The 15381-nt window shown below is 60.7% G+C and carries 12 protein-coding genes; 9 read left to right on the top strand and 3 right to left on the bottom strand.

What is annotated here, in order from left to right:
- The first annotated feature begins 648 nt into the window (after window positions 1-648).
- The 7 genes from AC0J41_RS25060 to AC0J41_RS25030 all read left to right on the top strand — a co-directional run bounded on the left by AC0J41_RS25060 (window position 649) and on the right by AC0J41_RS25030 (window position 9008).
- Complete coding sequence (locus tag AC0J41_RS25060) at window positions 649-2007, top strand: glutamine synthetase family protein (RefSeq protein ID WP_025112029.1); 1359 nt, start codon at window positions 649-651, stop codon at window positions 2005-2007.
- Between the two features lie 56 nt (window positions 2008-2063).
- Window positions 2064-3428 carry an aspartate aminotransferase family protein gene (locus tag AC0J41_RS25055; protein WP_025112030.1) on the top strand — a complete coding sequence of 455 codons (1365 nt, stop codon included), beginning with the start codon at window positions 2064-2066 and terminating at the stop codon, window positions 3426-3428.
- A gap of 171 nt (window positions 3429-3599) precedes the next feature.
- Window positions 3600-4709: a polyamine ABC transporter substrate-binding protein gene (locus AC0J41_RS25050; RefSeq protein WP_025112031.1), complete on the top strand. Its 1110-nt coding sequence runs from the start codon at window positions 3600-3602 to the stop codon at window positions 4707-4709.
- 187 nt (window positions 4710-4896) lie between these two features.
- Complete coding sequence (locus tag AC0J41_RS25045) at window positions 4897-5994, top strand: polyamine ABC transporter substrate-binding protein (RefSeq protein ID WP_025112032.1); 1098 nt, start codon at window positions 4897-4899, stop codon at window positions 5992-5994.
- 67 nt (window positions 5995-6061) lie between these two features.
- Window positions 6062-7204, top strand: coding sequence for an ABC transporter ATP-binding protein (locus AC0J41_RS25040; RefSeq protein ID WP_025112033.1), 1143 nt, complete (start codon window positions 6062-6064; stop codon window positions 7202-7204).
- 35 nt (window positions 7205-7239) lie between these two features.
- Window positions 7240-8121, top strand: a complete 882-nt coding sequence (locus AC0J41_RS25035; protein WP_174823756.1) for an ABC transporter permease subunit — start codon at window positions 7240-7242, stop codon at window positions 8119-8121.
- Window positions 8118-9008: an ABC transporter permease subunit gene (locus AC0J41_RS25030; RefSeq protein WP_025112035.1), complete on the top strand. Its 891-nt coding sequence runs from the start codon at window positions 8118-8120 to the stop codon at window positions 9006-9008. Before AC0J41_RS25035 ends, AC0J41_RS25030 begins: the two co-directional genes overlap by 4 nt.
- 147 nt (window positions 9009-9155) lie before the next feature.
- On the opposite strand, the gene AC0J41_RS25025 is transcribed toward AC0J41_RS25030, so the two are convergent.
- Window positions 9156-9797, bottom strand: coding sequence for an HD domain-containing protein (locus AC0J41_RS25025; RefSeq protein ID WP_025112036.1), 642 nt, complete (start codon window positions 9795-9797; stop codon window positions 9156-9158).
- Window positions 9798-10110: 313 nt separating this feature from the next.
- Between AC0J41_RS25025 and AC0J41_RS25020 the strand changes: the two genes are divergently transcribed.
- Window positions 10111-11076 (top strand): GlxA family transcriptional regulator, encoded by a 966-nt coding sequence (locus tag AC0J41_RS25020; protein ID WP_473013862.1) that lies wholly within the window; start codon window positions 10111-10113, stop codon window positions 11074-11076.
- Between the two features lie 114 nt (window positions 11077-11190).
- Here the strand turns inward: AC0J41_RS25020 and AC0J41_RS25015 are convergent, their stop codons facing one another.
- Window positions 11191-13602 (bottom strand): penicillin acylase family protein, encoded by a 2412-nt coding sequence (locus tag AC0J41_RS25015; protein WP_473013861.1) that lies wholly within the window; start codon window positions 13600-13602, stop codon window positions 11191-11193.
- 102 nt (window positions 13603-13704) lie between these two features.
- A complete protein-coding gene (locus AC0J41_RS25010) occupies window positions 13705-14283 on the bottom strand; it encodes a DUF6436 domain-containing protein (protein ID WP_473013860.1) in 579 nt (192 codons plus the stop codon).
- 99 nt (window positions 14284-14382) lie between these two features.
- Here AC0J41_RS25010 and bipL point away from each other — a divergent pair, with 99 nt between their 5' ends.
- Window positions 14383-15330 carry a phospholipase BipL gene (bipL, locus tag AC0J41_RS25005; protein WP_025112040.1) on the top strand — a complete coding sequence of 316 codons (948 nt, stop codon included), beginning with the start codon at window positions 14383-14385 and terminating at the stop codon, window positions 15328-15330.
- Window positions 15331-15381 lie beyond the last annotated feature (51 nt).

Below are 15381 nucleotides of genomic sequence, written 5' to 3'. Positions count from 1 at the left end.
CGAGGCCTTTTTTGCCCTAAAAAAGCGCTGCAAGGGCATTTATGGGGCACTTTGGGGCGGTTTTGCTCCCTTTGGACGCTTGGCACCCGCGGGCTTGAGCAGGCCGTGTTGTATTTTTTACGGGGGTGTTGTGTAAAAAAATGAACAAGGCTAAGCTCGGATCAAACCCATAACAGCAATAATACCGGGGTGCTTCATGTCTCGCCTGCCGTTAATCGGCATCACCGACTGCTCGCAACAGTCCGGTCTGCATGCTCAACACATCAGTGGCGACAAATCCGTCCGTAGCGCAGCCAGCAAGGCTCGCGGTCTGTCGACGATGTTCTCGTCGGCAGCAGCCAGAACGGCAGCGTCCGTTATTCTGGACGTACGGCCAAGCATCCTGTTTATGGCGTCTCCTTCCAATATAGATCTCTTTGAGTCCCAAAGCCTGTGCCGCTTGACAAGCCGTGCTCGTGATTCTGCACGCCTTGAATGTGCACAGGAAATGCAACGCCAGCGTAAAGGGCAGGTAAGCTCCTCTTTCATTGTCTATGCGCGGTGCCAGGCGTAAGCCGGCACTGCGCGCAAGCAAGCCCCCTTTAACGCGACGCCACGGCGTCAAACTTTGCCTGACACGATGTCAGGAGACTCAGCCCAGAGGCATTTATGAGTAACAACCTCGACCAGCTCACCGATTGGTTGAAAGACCACAAGATCACAGAAGTCGAATGCATGATCGGCGACCTGACCGGTATCACCCGGGGCAAGATCTCGCCGACCAACAAGTTCATCGCCGAAAAAGGCATGCGCCTTCCGGAAAGCGTGCTGTTGCAGACCGTGACCGGCGACTACGTCGAAGACGACATCTATTACGAACTGCTCGACCCGGCCGACATCGACATGATCTGCCGCCCCGACCAGAACGCCGTGTATCTGGTGCCATGGGCCATCGAGCCGACCGCCCAGGTGATCCACGACACCTACGACAAGCAAGGCAACCCGATCGAGCTGTCGCCGCGCAACGTCCTCAAGAAAGTCCTGAAACTCTATGCCGACAAGGGCTGGCAGCCGATCGTGGCGCCGGAAATGGAGTTCTACCTGACCAAGCGCAGTGACGACCCAGACTATCCGTTGCAGCCGCCGATTGGCCGTTCGGGCCGTCCGGAAATCGGTCGTCAGTCGTTCTCCATCGAAGCAGCGAACGAATTCGACCCGCTGTTCGAAGACGTCTACGACTGGTGCGAACTGCAGGAGCTGGACCTCGACACGCTGATCCACGAGGACGGCACGGCGCAGATGGAAATCAACTTCCGTCACGGTGACGCCCTGTCGCTGGCCGACCAGATCCTGGTGTTCAAGCGCACCATGCGTGAAGCCGCGCTCAAGCACGACGTGGCCGCAACCTTCATGGCCAAGCCGATGACCGGTGAGCCGGGCAGTGCGATGCACTTGCACCAGAGCATCATCGACATCGAGACCGGCAAGAACGTCTTCTCCAATGAAGACGGGACCATGAGCCAGCTGTTCCTGCACCACATCGGTGGCCTGCAGAAACTGATCCCGGAGTTGCTGCCGCTGTTCGCGCCGAACGTCAACTCGTTCCGCCGCTTCCTGCCGGATACCTCGGCGCCGGTGAACGTGGAATGGGGCGAAGAGAACCGCACTGTGGGCCTGCGCGTACCGGATGCCGGCCCGCAGAACCGCCGCGTGGAAAACCGCCTGCCGGGCGCCGACGCCAACCCGTACCTGGCGATCGCCGCGAGCCTGCTCTGCGGTTACATCGGCATGGTCGAGGGGCTCAACCCGAGCGCACCGGTGGTCGGTCGTGGCTATGAACGCCGCAACCTGCGCCTGCCGCTGACCATCGAGGACGCACTGGAGCGCATGGAAAACAGCACCACCGTCGAGAAATACCTCGGCAAGACTTTCATCACAGGCTACGTCGCGGTCAAGCGGGCCGAGCATGAAAACTTCAAGCGCGTGATCAGTTCCTGGGAGCGTGAGTACCTGCTCTTCGCCGTCTGATACGCCGGGCGCGGCTGTCAGCAGCCGCGCCTTCACCGATAACAAGGAGAATTGGCATGACCAGCAACAACCCGCAAACCCGTGAGTGGCAAGCCCTGAGCAGCGATCACCACCTGGCCCCGTTCAGCGACTTCAAGCAGCTGAAAGAGAAGGGTCCACGGATCATCACCAACGCCAAGGGCGTGTACCTGTGGGACAGCGAGGGCAACAAGATCCTCGATGGCATGGCGGGTCTGTGGTGCGTGGCGATCGGTTATGGCCGCGATGAGCTGGCTGACGCAGCCGCGAAGCAAATGCGCGAACTGCCTTACTACAACCTGTTCTTCCAGACCGCGCACCCGCCGGCGCTGGAACTGGCCAAGGCCATTGCCGACGTCGCGCCGCAAGGCATGAATCACGTGTTCTTCACCGGTTCCGGCTCCGAAGGCAACGACACCATGCTGCGTATGGTTCGTCACTACTGGGCGATCAAGGGCCAGCCGAACAAGAAAGTCATCATCAGCCGCAAGAACGGTTATCACGGTTCCACCGTGGCCGGCGCAAGCCTGGGTGGCATGACTTATATGCACGAACAGGGCGACTTGCCGATTCCGGGTATCGTCCACATCGCGCAGCCGTACTGGTTCGCCGAGGGCGGTGACATGTCGCCGGAAGAGTTCGGCATCTGGGCGGCCAATCAGCTGGAAGAGAAGATTCTCGAAGTCGGCGTGGACAACGTCGGTGCCTTTATTGCCGAGCCGATCCAGGGTGCCGGCGGCGTGATCATTCCGCCAGACAGCTACTGGCCGCGCATCAAGGAAATCCTCGCCAAGTACGACATCCTGTTCGTGGCGGACGAAGTGATCTGCGGTTTCGGCCGCACCGGTCAGTGGTTCGGTTCCGATTTCTACGACCTGAAGCCAGACATGATGACCATCGCCAAAGGCCTGACGTCCGGTTACATCCCGATGGGTGGCCTGATCGTGCGCGACGAAGTGGTGAAGGTGCTCAACGAAGGCGGCGATTTCAACCACGGCTTCACCTACTCCGGGCATCCGGTGGCGGCAGCGGTGGGTCTGGAAAACATCCGGATTCTGCGCGATGAGAAAATTATCGAGAACGCGCACAACGAAACGGCACCGTATTTGCAGAAACGTCTGCGCGAACTCAACGACCACCCGTTGGTGGGTGAAGTGCGCGGCGTCGGTTTGCTGGGGGCGATCGAGCTGGTGCAGGACAAGGCCACTCGCAAGCGTTACGAGGGCAAGGGTGTGGGCATGATCTGCCGGCAGTTCTGCTTCGATAACGGCCTGATCATGCGTGCCGTGGGCGACACCATGATCATTGCGCCGCCGCTGGTGATCAGCAAGGCGGAGATCGATGAGCTGGTTACAAAGGCACGCAAGTGCCTGGACCTGACCCTCAGTGCATTGCAGGCCTAAGTGCTAGGCTTCGAGCGGGGGAGCTGCGGCGCTCTCGCTCGAAGGTGTCAGAAAGGTTGGCCTTTTCTTGAAAGACCGCCTCCGATCTTGCCAGACTAGCCGCGGTTCCAGTTGTCGGGGTTCGGCCGCTGAACAAAGTGGTTCAAAAAAGAAAAATTTGGAGCATGACGCATGAAGGCATTAGGTAAAAAGCTTGCTGGCAAGACTCTTCTCGCTTTGTCCGTCGCGGGCATGATGGCGGGCGCGGTTCACGCGGACGACAAAGTACTGCACGTCTACAACTGGTCCGACTACATCGCTCCGGACACCATCGCCAACTTCGAGAAAGAGTCCGGGATCAAAGTCGTCTACGACGTATTCGACAGCAACGAAACCCTGGAAGCCAAGCTGCTGGCAGGCAAGTCCGGTTATGACGTGGTTGTGCCGTCGAACAACTTCCTGGCCAAGCAGATCAAGGCTGGCGTTTACCAGGAACTGGACCAGTCCAAGCTGCCTAACTGGAAAAACCTCAACCAGGACCTGCTCAAGGCCGTGTCGGTCAGCGACCCGGGCAACAAGCACGCCTTCCCGTACATGTGGGGCTCGATCGGCATCGGTTACAACCCGGAGAAGGTCAAGGCTGCACTGGGCGTCGACACCATCGACTCGTGGGACGTGTTGCTCAAGCCGGAAAACATCGCCAAGCTCAAGGGCTGCGGTGTGAGCTTCCTCGATTCGCCGACTGAAATGCTCCCGGTCGCGCTGCACTACCTGGGCCTGCCTACCGACACCCAGAAGAAAGAAGACATCAAGAAAGCCGAGGACCTGTTCCTCAAGATTCGTCCTTCGATCACCTACTTCCACTCCTCCAAGTACATCTCGGACCTGGCCAACGGCAACATCTGCGTAGCGGTCGGCTACTCGGGTGACGTGCAGCAGGCCAAGTCCCGTGCCGCCGAGGCCGGTGACAAGGTCAAAGTCAGCTACGCCATTCCGAAGGAAGGCGCTGGCAGCTTCTTCGACATGGTCGCCATCCCCAAGGATGCCGAAAACGTTGAAGGCGCCTACAAATTCATGACCTTCCTGCAGAAGCCTGAAGTCATGGCCGGCATCACCAACGCCGTACGTTTCCCGAACGGTAACGCCGCTGCAACGCCACTGGTGAATAAAGACATCACCAGCGATCCAGGCATCTACCCGCCAGCCGACGTGCAGGCCAAGCTGTATGCGATCGCCGATTTGCCAGCGGCTACCCAGCGTGAAATGACTCGCAGCTGGACCAAGATCAAATCCGGCAAATAAGCCGGTTTGACGCAGCAACCGCTGGCCGTCGTCCCCGCGAAGGCGGCCAGCGGATCAATTAAATGACAGGAAGTTTTGCAGGAACGGTTTTTCGAGGGTAAGTTGCGCGCCGGTTTGGTTGCCGGGCAGCGATGGCTGTCATGTAACGCGGGGCAACTTGGGCCCAACTAATTTAGAGGACCTCCACTTGCCTATTTTTTCTTCTTTGCGCAAAGCCCTGCTGGCCACTGCCGGCCTGACGATCGCTGTCGGAGCCCAGGCCGCCGGTACGGTGCATATTTATAACTGGTCGGATTACATCGGCGAGACCACCCTGGCCGACTTCGAGAAAGCCACCGGGATCAAACCGGTCTACGACGTGTTCGACTCCAACGAAACCCTGGAAGGCAAGTTGCTGGCCGGGCGGACCGGTTACGACGTGGTCGTGCCGTCGAACCACTTCCTCGGCAAGCAGATCAAGGCGGGCGCGTTCCAGAAGCTCGACAAGGCGCAGCTGCCGAACTATTCGAACCTCGATCCAGTGCTGCTCAAGCGTCTGGAGCAGAACGATCCGGGCAACCTCTACGCCGTACCGTACCTGTGGGGCACCAACGGCATCGGCTACAACGTCGAGAAAGTCAAAGCCGTGCTCGGTATCGACAAGATCGATTCCTGGAGCGTGCTGTTCGAGCCGGAGAACATCAAGAAGTTGCACAGCTGCGGCGTAGCGTTCCTCGATTCGGCGGATGAAATGATGCCGACCGTGCTCAACTACATGGGCCTGAACGCCAACAGCACCAATCCCAAGGATTACGAAAAGGCCACGGCCAAGTTGCTCGCCGTGCGTCCTTACGTGACCTACTTCCACTCTTCGAAATACATCGGTGATCTGGCCAACGGCGACATCTGCGTGGCCATCGGCTTCTCCGGCGACATCTTCCAGGCCAAGCACCGTGCCGAAGAAGCCAAGAAGGGCGTGAACATCGCCTACTCGATCCCCAAAGAAGGCGGCGCGCTGTGGTTCGACATGCTGGCGATTCCCAAGGACTCGTCCAACGTCAAGGAAGCGCACGCCTTCATCAACTATTTGCTGAAACCTGAGGTGATCGCCCAGGTCAGTGATTACGTCGGTTACGCCAACCCCAACCCGGGTTCGGACAAGCTGATGGAACAGTCCATCCGCACCGATGAAGCGGTTTATCCACCGCAAGCAGTCCTCGACAAGACCTACGTGTCGACCGAGTTGCCACCCAATATTCAGCGTTTGATGACCCGCAGCTGGACCAAGGTCAAGTCGGGCAAATAAGGCACAAACTATCCTGGGTTCGTCCGCATAGGGCGAACTGCACTGTTTTTTTCTGGGAGTTTCGTAAATGGCAGTTGCCTCCGGCGCCTATAAGAAAGCCCTCGAGGGCGACCAGACACCTAAACAGGTGTTGGTCAAAATCGACCGGGTCACGAAGAAGTTCGACGAGACGATTGCCGTGGACGATGTGTCCCTGGAAATCAAGAAAGGCGAGATCTTCGCCCTGCTCGGCGGTTCGGGATCGGGCAAATCCACTCTGCTGCGGATGCTGGCAGGGTTCGAACGGCCCACGGAGGGGCGCATTTTCCTCGACGGCGTCGACATCACCGACATGCCGCCGTACGAGCGACCGATCAATATGATGTTCCAGTCGTACGCCTTGTTCCCGCACATGACCGTGGCGCAGAACATCGCCTTCGGCCTCAAGCAAGACAAGATCCCGACGGCTGAAGTCGATGCCCGCGTGGCCGAAATGCTCAAGCTGGTGCAGATGAGCCAGTACGCCAAGCGCAAGCCGCATCAACTGTCTGGCGGTCAGCGTCAGCGGGTGGCCCTGGCGCGTTCGCTGGCCAAGCGGCCGAAGCTGCTGCTGCTCGACGAACCGATGGGCGCACTGGACAAGAAACTGCGTTCGCAGATGCAACTGGAGCTGGTGGAGATCATCGAGCGCGTGGGTGTGACCTGCGTGATGGTGACCCACGACCAGGAAGAGGCCATGACCATGGCCGAGCGCATCGCGATCATGCACCTGGGCTGGATCGCCCAGATCGGCAGCCCGATCGACATCTATGAAACCCCGACCAGCCGTCTGGTCTGCGAATTCATCGGCAACGTGAACATCTTCGAAGGCGAAGTGATCGACGACGCCGAAGGCCACGCGACCATCACCTGCAAGGACCTCGACCGGCAGATCTACGTCGGCCATGGCATCAGCACTTCGGTGCAGGACAAATCGGTCACCTACGCGATCCGTCCGGAGAAGCTGCTGGTCACCGCCGAAATGCCGACCTGCGAGTACAACTGGTCGAGCGGCAAGGTGCATGACATCGCCTACCTGGGCGGTCACTCGGTGTTCTACGTTGAACTGCCGAGCGGCAAACTGGTGCAGTCGTTCGTTGCCAACGCCGAACGTCGCGGCGCGCGTCCGACCTGGGGCGATCAGGTTTACGTGTGGTGGGAAGACGACAGCGGCGTGGTACTTCGCTCATGAACATGCGCAAATTCAAACGCCGCCTCAATCGAATAATTCCCGGTGGCCGCCAGCTGGTCATCGGGGTTCCCTTCATCTGGCTGTTCCTGTTCTTCATGCTGCCGTTCTTCATCGTCCTGAAGATCAGCTTCGCCGAAGCCGACGTGGCCATCCCGCCGTACACCGAGATCTACACCTTCGCCGAGCAGAAGCTGCAACTGCTGCTGAATCTGGGCAACTACGCGATGCTCGGCGACGACGAGTTGTACATCGCCGCCTACCTCGGCTCGCTGAAGATGGCTTTCTTCAGCACGCTGCTGTGCCTGCTGATCGGCTACCCGATGGCCTACGCCATTGCCAGTGCGCGTAAAGAGCTGCAGACGGTGCTGGTGCTGCTGATCATGATGCCGACCTGGACCGCTATCCTGATCCGCGTTTACGCGTGGATGGGCATCCTCAGCAACAACGGCCTGCTCAACGGGTTCCTGATGAGCATGGGCTTCATCGACGAGCCGCTGCAGATCCTCAACACCAACCTTGCGGTGTACATCGGCGTGGTTTATTCGTACCTGCCGTTCATGATCCTGCCGCTGTACGCCAACCTGGTGAAGCACGATCACAGCTTGCTGGAAGCCGCTTCCGACCTCGGTTCGAGCACCTTCAACAGCTTCTGGAAAATCACCATTCCGCTGTCCAAGAACGGGATCATTGCCGGTTGCATGCTGGTGTTCATCCCGGTGGTGGGCGAATTCGTGATCCCGGAACTGCTCGGTGGTCCGGAAACCCTGATGATCGGTAAAGTGCTCTGGCAAGAATTCTTCAACAACCGTGACTGGCCGGTGGCGTCCGCGCTGGCGGTAGTGATGCTAGCGATCCTGATTGTGCCGATCATTCTGTTCAACCGCAGTCAGGCCAAGGAAATGGAGGGTAAAGAATGAAGCGCTTCCGTTTCTCCAGCCTGATGCTGGTCCTGGGTTTGTTGTTCATCTACCTGCCGATGCTGATCCTGGTGATCTACTCGTTCAACGCCTCCAAGCTGGTGACGGTGTGGGGTGGCTGGTCGATCAAGTGGTACGTCGGCCTGCTCGACAACACCCAGCTGATGGGTTCGGTGGTGCGCTCGCTGGAAATCGCCTGTTACACCGCGGTTGCCGCGGTGGCGCTGGGTACGCTGGCGGCATTCGTGCTGACCCGGATCACCCGCTTCAAGGGCCGCACGCTGTTCGGCGGGCTGGTGACGGCGCCGTTGGTGATGCCGGAAGTGATCACCGGTCTGTCGCTGTTGCTGCTGTTCGTGGCCATGGCGCAAATGATCGGCTGGCCGCAGGAGCGTGGCATCGTCACTATCTGGATTGCCCACACGACGTTCTGTGCGGCGTACGTGGCGGTGGTGGTGTCGGCGCGCTTGCGTGAGCTGGACCTGTCGATCGAAGAGGCGGCCATGGACCTCGGTGCTCGGCCGTGGAAAGTGTTCTTCCTGATCACCATCCCGATGATTGCGCCTTCGCTGGCGGCGGGCGGCATGATGTCTTTCGCCCTGTCGCTGGACGACCTGGTATTGGCGAGCTTCGTCTCCGGCCCGGGTTCGACCACCCTGCCGATGGAAGTGTTTTCGGCGGTACGTCTGGGCGTGAAGCCGGAGATCAACGCCGTGGCCAGTCTGATTCTGCTGGCAGTGTCGATCGTCACCTTCATGGTCTGGTTCTTCAGTCGCCGTGCCGAAGAAGCGCGCAAGAAAGCCATCCAGCAAGCCATCGAAGAAGGCGCAGCCGACTCGTGGAAGCAACCGGACGTGCGCCGCGCACCTGCGCCGGAAGCGGCTTAAAGCAACACCGGGTTGGCCTCTTGCTGGCCAACCCGATTCCAAACTTGTGGGAGCGAGCCTGCTCGCGAATGAGGATTGTCAGTCGATATCAATTTGACTGACATACCGCTTTCGCGAGCAGGTTCGCTCCCACAGTTTTTGCGCTGCTCAGGCGCTCCAGGGCGATTTGCGGATGACTTCAACGAAGTTCATCGGCTTGAACCCCGGCTCCTGATCCATCAGCACATCGGTCTTCACATTGCCGAAGGTCGTCTGCGGACGATGGCGCAAGCCGTCGGCAAATGCGCAGATGATGCATTCCTTGAAACCTTCCCCACGTGGATGCGCATGCACTACGGCCTCGCGCTGGGTGCTGCTGAACGCCGCGTAGTCCATGCCCAGCACGTCCATCTCGACGCCTGCGGTCACCAGCGCCACGGTCGGCCGCAAATGCTTGGGCACACCGGGTGTGGTGTGCAGGGCAATCGACAGCCACACTTGTTCGATGTCGTCATCGCTCAGCCCGTATGGCTTGAGAAACGCCGCTGCCGCATTGGCGCCATCCACTTCAAAACGTTCGTCGTCACTGCGATAGCCTTGTACCAGCCCGAGGTCGTGGAACATCGCGCCGACGTACAGCAACTCCGGGTTGTAGGCCAGTTGCTGGCGCTCACCGCTCAGTGCGCCGAACAGGAACACCCGACGCGAGTGGTGGTAGAGCAGATCGGATTCGATGTCGCGAATGTACTCGGTGGTGGCCCGGGCCAACGCGCTGTCAGGGATTTTGATGCCGGCAATGGTGCTGCTCATCTGCTAGTCCTCGTCGAAAACGCCGTCGTGGCGCCGATGGACAAAGTCTGTTCCTCAAGGCACTAAACGGACAATCAACGCATGGCTGCGATCCTTGCCAATCGACCTGCAAATCGTGCCAAACCTCGCTTGTTGGGCGTGGATTGGCTAGGGTTGGCCCGATCAACAAGACAGGCACGGTCCATGTGGGAGCGGGCTTGCTCGCGAAAGGGCCATGACATTCAACTGATCTGTTGAATGACACACCGCTTTCGCGAGCAAGCCCGCTCCCGCAGGGTTTTTGTTTGCCGCAGGCATTGAGGACGTTTGAGTCATGAACAAAACCGTCGCCATCGTGGTGTTCCCCGGCGTGCAGGCGCTGGATGTCAGCGGGCCGATGGATGTGTTCGCCGAGGCCAACCGGTTTCTGCCGACCGAGGATCACTATCGGCTGGAAGTGATCGGTGTCGAGCAGGGCCAGATGGCTTGTTCCAATGGTTTGAACCTCACTGCTCATCGGCATTTCAGCGACGCGCTCGACGCTTATGACTTGCTGTTGGTAGCCGGCGGCCCGCAGTTGCCGTTCATGGATTTTGGCCGGGTCTTCGACGCCTGGCTGCGTGAGGCCAGCGCTCGCGCACGGCGTTTCGGATCGATCTGCAACGGCGCGTTCATGCTGGCGCGCGCGGGGCTGCTGGAAGGGCGCACCGTGACCACCCACTGGAACGACGCTCAGGCCCTGGCGCAGTTGTGTCCATCGACCCGGGTCGAGGCCGATCGCTTGTATGTCGAAGATGGCGTGCTCTACACCTCGGCCGGGGTTACGGCAGGGATCGATCTGTCGCTGTACCTGCTGGCTCGCGATCACGGCGCTGAAGTGGCACTGAGCGTGGCCAAGCGGCTGGTGGTGTTCACGCAGCGCTCGGGCGGGCAGTCGCAGTTCAGCCCGTTCCTCACGCCGCATGCGGAGCCGACCTCGGCGGTGGCGATGGTGCAGCTGTATGTGCTGGCCAATCTCACCGGCGACCTGACGATTGCCGATCTGGCGAATGCGGCGAACATGAGCGCGCGTAACTTCTCCCGGGTGTTCGCTCGCGAGGCCCGGGTCACCCCGGCCGAGTTCGTCGAGCGGGCGCGGGTAGATGCGGCGCGGGTGATGCTCGAAAGCACTGCGGCGCCGCTGAAGACGGTGGCGTATCAGTGCGGGTTTCGCGATGCGCAGCACATGCGCAGTGTGTTCAATCGAAGGTTGGGCGTGACGCCGCAGCAGTTTCGGCTGAATTTTTCTGTGCTGCTCTGAAGGTTTCCGTGTTGCTGATGGCCCTTTCGCGAGCAAGCCCGCTCCCACCGGTGGCACGCGGTCTTGTGTGGGAGCGGGCTTGCTCGCGAAGGCGTCCGCCTGAACAACAGCGGATTATTGAGCAGCCCGCGCCGGCAACAGTTTCAAGGTGCTGCGGGTATTGGCCGTCACTTCTTCCTCGCTGAAGTGCGCCTGCACATACATCCCCTCGACGTACTCCTCGGCCTGATCGTCATAGTGGCTGTCGAACGGCACGCCGCTCTGGCCGACCGGGTTGATGGTCAGGCTGTGCGCCGGGTCGGCGAAGTCGATCAGTCGCCGCGTTGACGGGCCGTACGTCACCGGCCAAGGCGCCGGACCGAGTTTGGCCGAGAGGTTGTTCGGCACTTCATGACTGCCCGGCGCTGCAAACGGGCCGACGTTGAAAATCTTGTCCAGTGGTTTCTGTTGCCCCAGCGGATGGCCGTGGGTCAGGGTGTGCGCGGTGCCCCATTGCCAGTCGGACGGGTTGTCGCCGAGGGTCTGTTTGAGGTGCGCCATGCTCGCCTGCCACGCCACTTTCACGATGTCGGCGCGGGTTTCCTTGTTCGGTGTGTTGCGGTTGTCCCACCACGGTGAATCTGCGTTCGCCGCGAGGCGCGGCAGGGCGGCGTCGATCACCCGGGTCGACAGCAGCGTTTCAAAGAAATCGTTGCCCAGTTCATCACGCATGGCCGCATCGGCGAGGTCGTAGAGGAACTGGTTGAATACCGTCGCGCTGACCGAATCCAGCGGATAGTCGCCTGGCCACTGCGCCAGTTGCTCGACCAGTTTCAGTTGTGCCGGATCGCTCACCACCTCCCGCAATACTGGCAGCAACGGCGCCAGGGTGCGCGGGCCGTAGGCGGTGGTGGTGCCCAGTTGCAGCTTCTGGTTGGCTTCGTTGCTCCACTTCACGTTTTTGTCGCTGAGCTGGCGGTTGAGCTGCTGGCCGCGATCAGCCAGGTTGTAGTAACCGGGGATTTCCATTCCGGTCGGCGACAGCGGCTGGAAGTTGGCCGAGACGATGTAGCCGCGCGCCGGGTTTTCTTCCTGCGGGTTGGCGCTGAACGGGTAGTAGCCGTCCTTGTCCGCCTGATTGCTGCTGCCGTCGAGAATGAAGTCCGGCTTCACCCCGACAGGGCGTTTGGGCAGCAGCGCCGAAGCCCACCAGGCGATGTCGCCCTTGGCGTTTGCATAGACGATGTTCAGTCCCGGCGCCTGGACCTTGGCCGCTGCGGCGCGGGCCTTGGCCAGGGTGTCGGCGCGGTTGAGCTGGTAGAAGCCTTCAAGGATCGGGTTCGGCGTTTCGAGGAACGCCCACCACATGGCGATCGGGGTCTTGCCGGCAGCCGTGCCGAGGGCGTCGTTGACGATCGGACCGTGGGGCGACTGGCGCAGAGTGAGTGTCACCGGCGCCTGGCCCTTCACCGCAATCTGCTGCTCGGTGCTGACCAGATCGGTCCACTGGCCGTGGTACCAGACCTGATTCGGGTTGTCCGGGTTGACCTTCTCGGCAATCAGATCCAGATCGTCATTCTGGAACATGGTCAGGCTCCAGCCGAAATCCAGGTTGTGGCCGAGGAAGGCGAACGGCACCAGCGCCTGATGGTGACCGTAGAGTTCAAAGCCCGGCGCTGACAGTTGCGCCTCGTACCACACCGATGGCACCGAGAAGCGAATGTGCGGATCGCCGGCCAGCAGCGGTTTGCCGCTCTGGCTGCGGCTGCCGGCGATCACCCAGGCGTTGCTGCCTTCGAATTGCGGCAGGCCGTTTTCGATCAGCGCCTGTTCGCTGAGGCGGGCGAGGGCGTTGAGGTCTTTCCAGTCGCTGGCGGCGAGGGCCGGGGGCGGGTTGGCGCGACCTTTGGCAAGCACGCCCTTGGGTTGCCAGTTGAGGTCGAAGACGGTGAGGTAATCGGCACCGAGCTGATCGCGCACGTAGGTCAGCAGCGGTTCGGTGCGAAACGCGGCGGCGAAACTGTAGGCCATGTAACCGGCGACGCTGATGCTGTCCTCCGCCGTGAACGGCCGCTTGGGGATGCCCAGCACGTCGAACTCGACCGGTGCGGCGTGGCTGTCCTGATATTGGTTGATGCCGTCCAGATAGGCTTGCAGGGCCTTCCACGCCGGTGACTGCTTGTCGAGACTGGCGACATAACTGGCGGCGCGTTCGCGGATGCGCAGGCTGCGAAACAGCTTGTCGGTGTCGAGCAGCTTCGGCCCGAGCACTTCGGCCAGCTCGCCACGCGCGAGGCGGCGCATGGCTTCCATCTGGAACAAGCGGTCCTGGGCATGCACGTAGCCAAGGGCGCGATAGAGGTCGGTTTCGTTTTCGGCGCGGATGTGCGGCACGCCACGCCCGTCGTAACGCACCGTCACCGAACCTTGCAGGTTGCGCAGCTCCACCTGGCCCTGACGCGTCGGCTGTTTGCTGTAGACGTACCAGCCGACGCCGGCGAGCAGAACAACGATGAGCAAGGCAAGAACGGTGAAAACGCGTTTCATGGTGACTCCTTGTGCATGCGGGATTGCCGCCCGTCGGGCTGCAAACAATTAGCACAGACCTTCCGTGCCGTGCATCGCTGTCCTCGAAAAGTCCGGAATGCCTTACTGCGCCACCACCGGCCACGGGCAATAACAGCCGACCGCCAGGGTGTGCGTGGCGTTGACCGGGCGATCTTCCGTCAGGGCATTGAGGATCGGTTCGATAAAACTGTTGCTGGAGTTGCAGGTCAGCCCTTCGCTGTAAGGCCCGAAGTACGCCAGCTTGCCGCTGCGGTCCCAGATCGCCACGGCGGGGCTTGCGGGAATCTGCTCGGAGCCGGGCAGTACGGCGATGGTTTTCAGGTTGCTCAGGGTCGCGGGTAATTGACCGTGGGAGCCGGCGCGCTGCACGGCGAAGAATTCCACACCGCGCGCGCCGTACTGCTCGACCATCTCGGTCAGGTGCTGCTGATTACCGACGTTGCACGGGCAGGCCGGGTCCCAGAAGTGCACCAGGCGAATGTTGCCGGGGCCGGCGAGATCATCCGGCAGGCGCAGCGGATCACCGGAAAACACTGCCGTGTGCTGGCTGAAGGCCCGCAGGTAGCGGCCCTGAAACCAGTCGTACGCCGCCCACAGCACCCCGGCACACACAAGCGCGAGCAGGCTGGCAAACAGTGCGGTGCGGTAGGGCGAACGCATGGTTTTTCGATCCTCGAAGGGCCGCTAGCTTGCCATGCTTGCCGCAACAGATGAATATCGCAGGCCGATAAAGTCTGTTTACCGCTTTGGAATACCCGCATGCCTGACACTTTCGATGCCGATCATTTACGCGCCAGCCTCAAGCCTTTGGCCCAATGGCAGCCGTTGTCGGACGAGGCCAAGGCATATCAGCGGTTCTACCAGACCGACTTCCCCGAGCGTGATGTCTGGCGCGGCATGGGGCGCTTCGAAGTGGATGGCTATGAGCTGGTCAGCCACTGCTGGTGGCCGGAGAAGGTCAAGGGCACGCTGTTTCTGCTGCACGGTTTTTACGACCACACAGGGCTGTATCGGCATGTGATCGAGTGGGCGCTGGATCAGGATTTCGCGGTGATCGCCTGCGACTTGCCGGGGCATGGTCTGTCGAGCGGCCCCCGGGCCAGTATCCGCGATTTCTCTGAATATCAGGACGCCTTGCAAGCCTTGTTCGCCGAAGCCAATTCGATCGCCCTGCCGCAGCCCTGGCACCTGTGCGGGCAAAGCACGGGCGGCGCGATCGTCGTCGACCATGTGCTCAACCATGGCGAGCACAGTCCAGCGCAAGGCCAGTTGATCCTGTTGGCGCCGCTGGTGCGTCCGCGCGCGTGGGGCTGGTCGCAGCTCAGTTATTACCTGCTCAGGCCTTTCGTGCGGGGCGTTACCCGGCGCTTCAGCGAGAATTCCAATGACCCGGCATTCCTGCCGTTCCTGCAGGCCGACCCGTTACAACCCAAACGCTTGCCGACCGCGTGGGTCGGTGCCCTGTCGCGCTGGATCATCCGTGTGGAACACGCGAAAAAAAGTCCGCGACGGCCACTGATCATTCAGGGGCAGGCGGACATGACCGTGGACTGGCAGCACAATTTGCAGGTGATGAAATGGAAGTTCGACCGGCCGCAGATTCTGTTGCTGCCAGAGGCGCGGCACCATCTGGCGAATGAGACGCTGGAAATGCGCGAGGAGTATTTCGAGTTTCTGAACAAGCGGATCAGAGGGCGGAATCTCTAGGGCCTTTTGAGGGCCTCTTCGCGAGCAGGCTCGCTCCCACAGGGGGAATGC

This window comes from Pseudomonas sp. Arb-4-2C (assembly GCF_055755015.1).
The sequence above is the reverse complement of the archived record's forward strand: the minus strand, read 5'-3'. Positions and strand labels throughout refer to the sequence as shown.

Coding starts and splice junctions, on each gene's coding strand:
- AC0J41_RS25040 (WP_025112033.1), top strand. CDS start 6,062: ATGGCAGTTGCCTCCGGCGCCTATAAGAAAGCCCTCGAGGGCGACCAG.
- AC0J41_RS25055 (WP_025112030.1), top strand. CDS start 2,064: ATGACCAGCAACAACCCGCAAACCCGTGAGTGGCAAGCCCTGAGCAGC.
- AC0J41_RS25030 (WP_025112035.1), top strand. CDS start 8,118: ATGAAGCGCTTCCGTTTCTCCAGCCTGATGCTGGTCCTGGGTTTGTTG.
- AC0J41_RS25050 (WP_025112031.1), top strand. CDS start 3,600: ATGAAGGCATTAGGTAAAAAGCTTGCTGGCAAGACTCTTCTCGCTTTG.
- AC0J41_RS25060 (WP_025112029.1), top strand. CDS start 649: ATGAGTAACAACCTCGACCAGCTCACCGATTGGTTGAAAGACCACAAG.
- bipL (WP_025112040.1), top strand. CDS start 14,383: ATGCCTGACACTTTCGATGCCGATCATTTACGCGCCAGCCTCAAGCCT.
- AC0J41_RS25010 (WP_473013860.1), bottom strand. CDS start 14,283: ATGCGTTCGCCCTACCGCACCGCACTGTTTGCCAGCCTGCTCGCGCTT.
- AC0J41_RS25015 (WP_473013861.1), bottom strand. CDS start 13,602: ATGAAACGCGTTTTCACCGTTCTTGCCTTGCTCATCGTTGTTCTGCTC.
- AC0J41_RS25020 (WP_473013862.1), top strand. CDS start 10,111: ATGAACAAAACCGTCGCCATCGTGGTGTTCCCCGGCGTGCAGGCGCTG.
- AC0J41_RS25025 (WP_025112036.1), bottom strand. CDS start 9,797: ATGAGCAGCACCATTGCCGGCATCAAAATCCCTGACAGCGCGTTGGCC.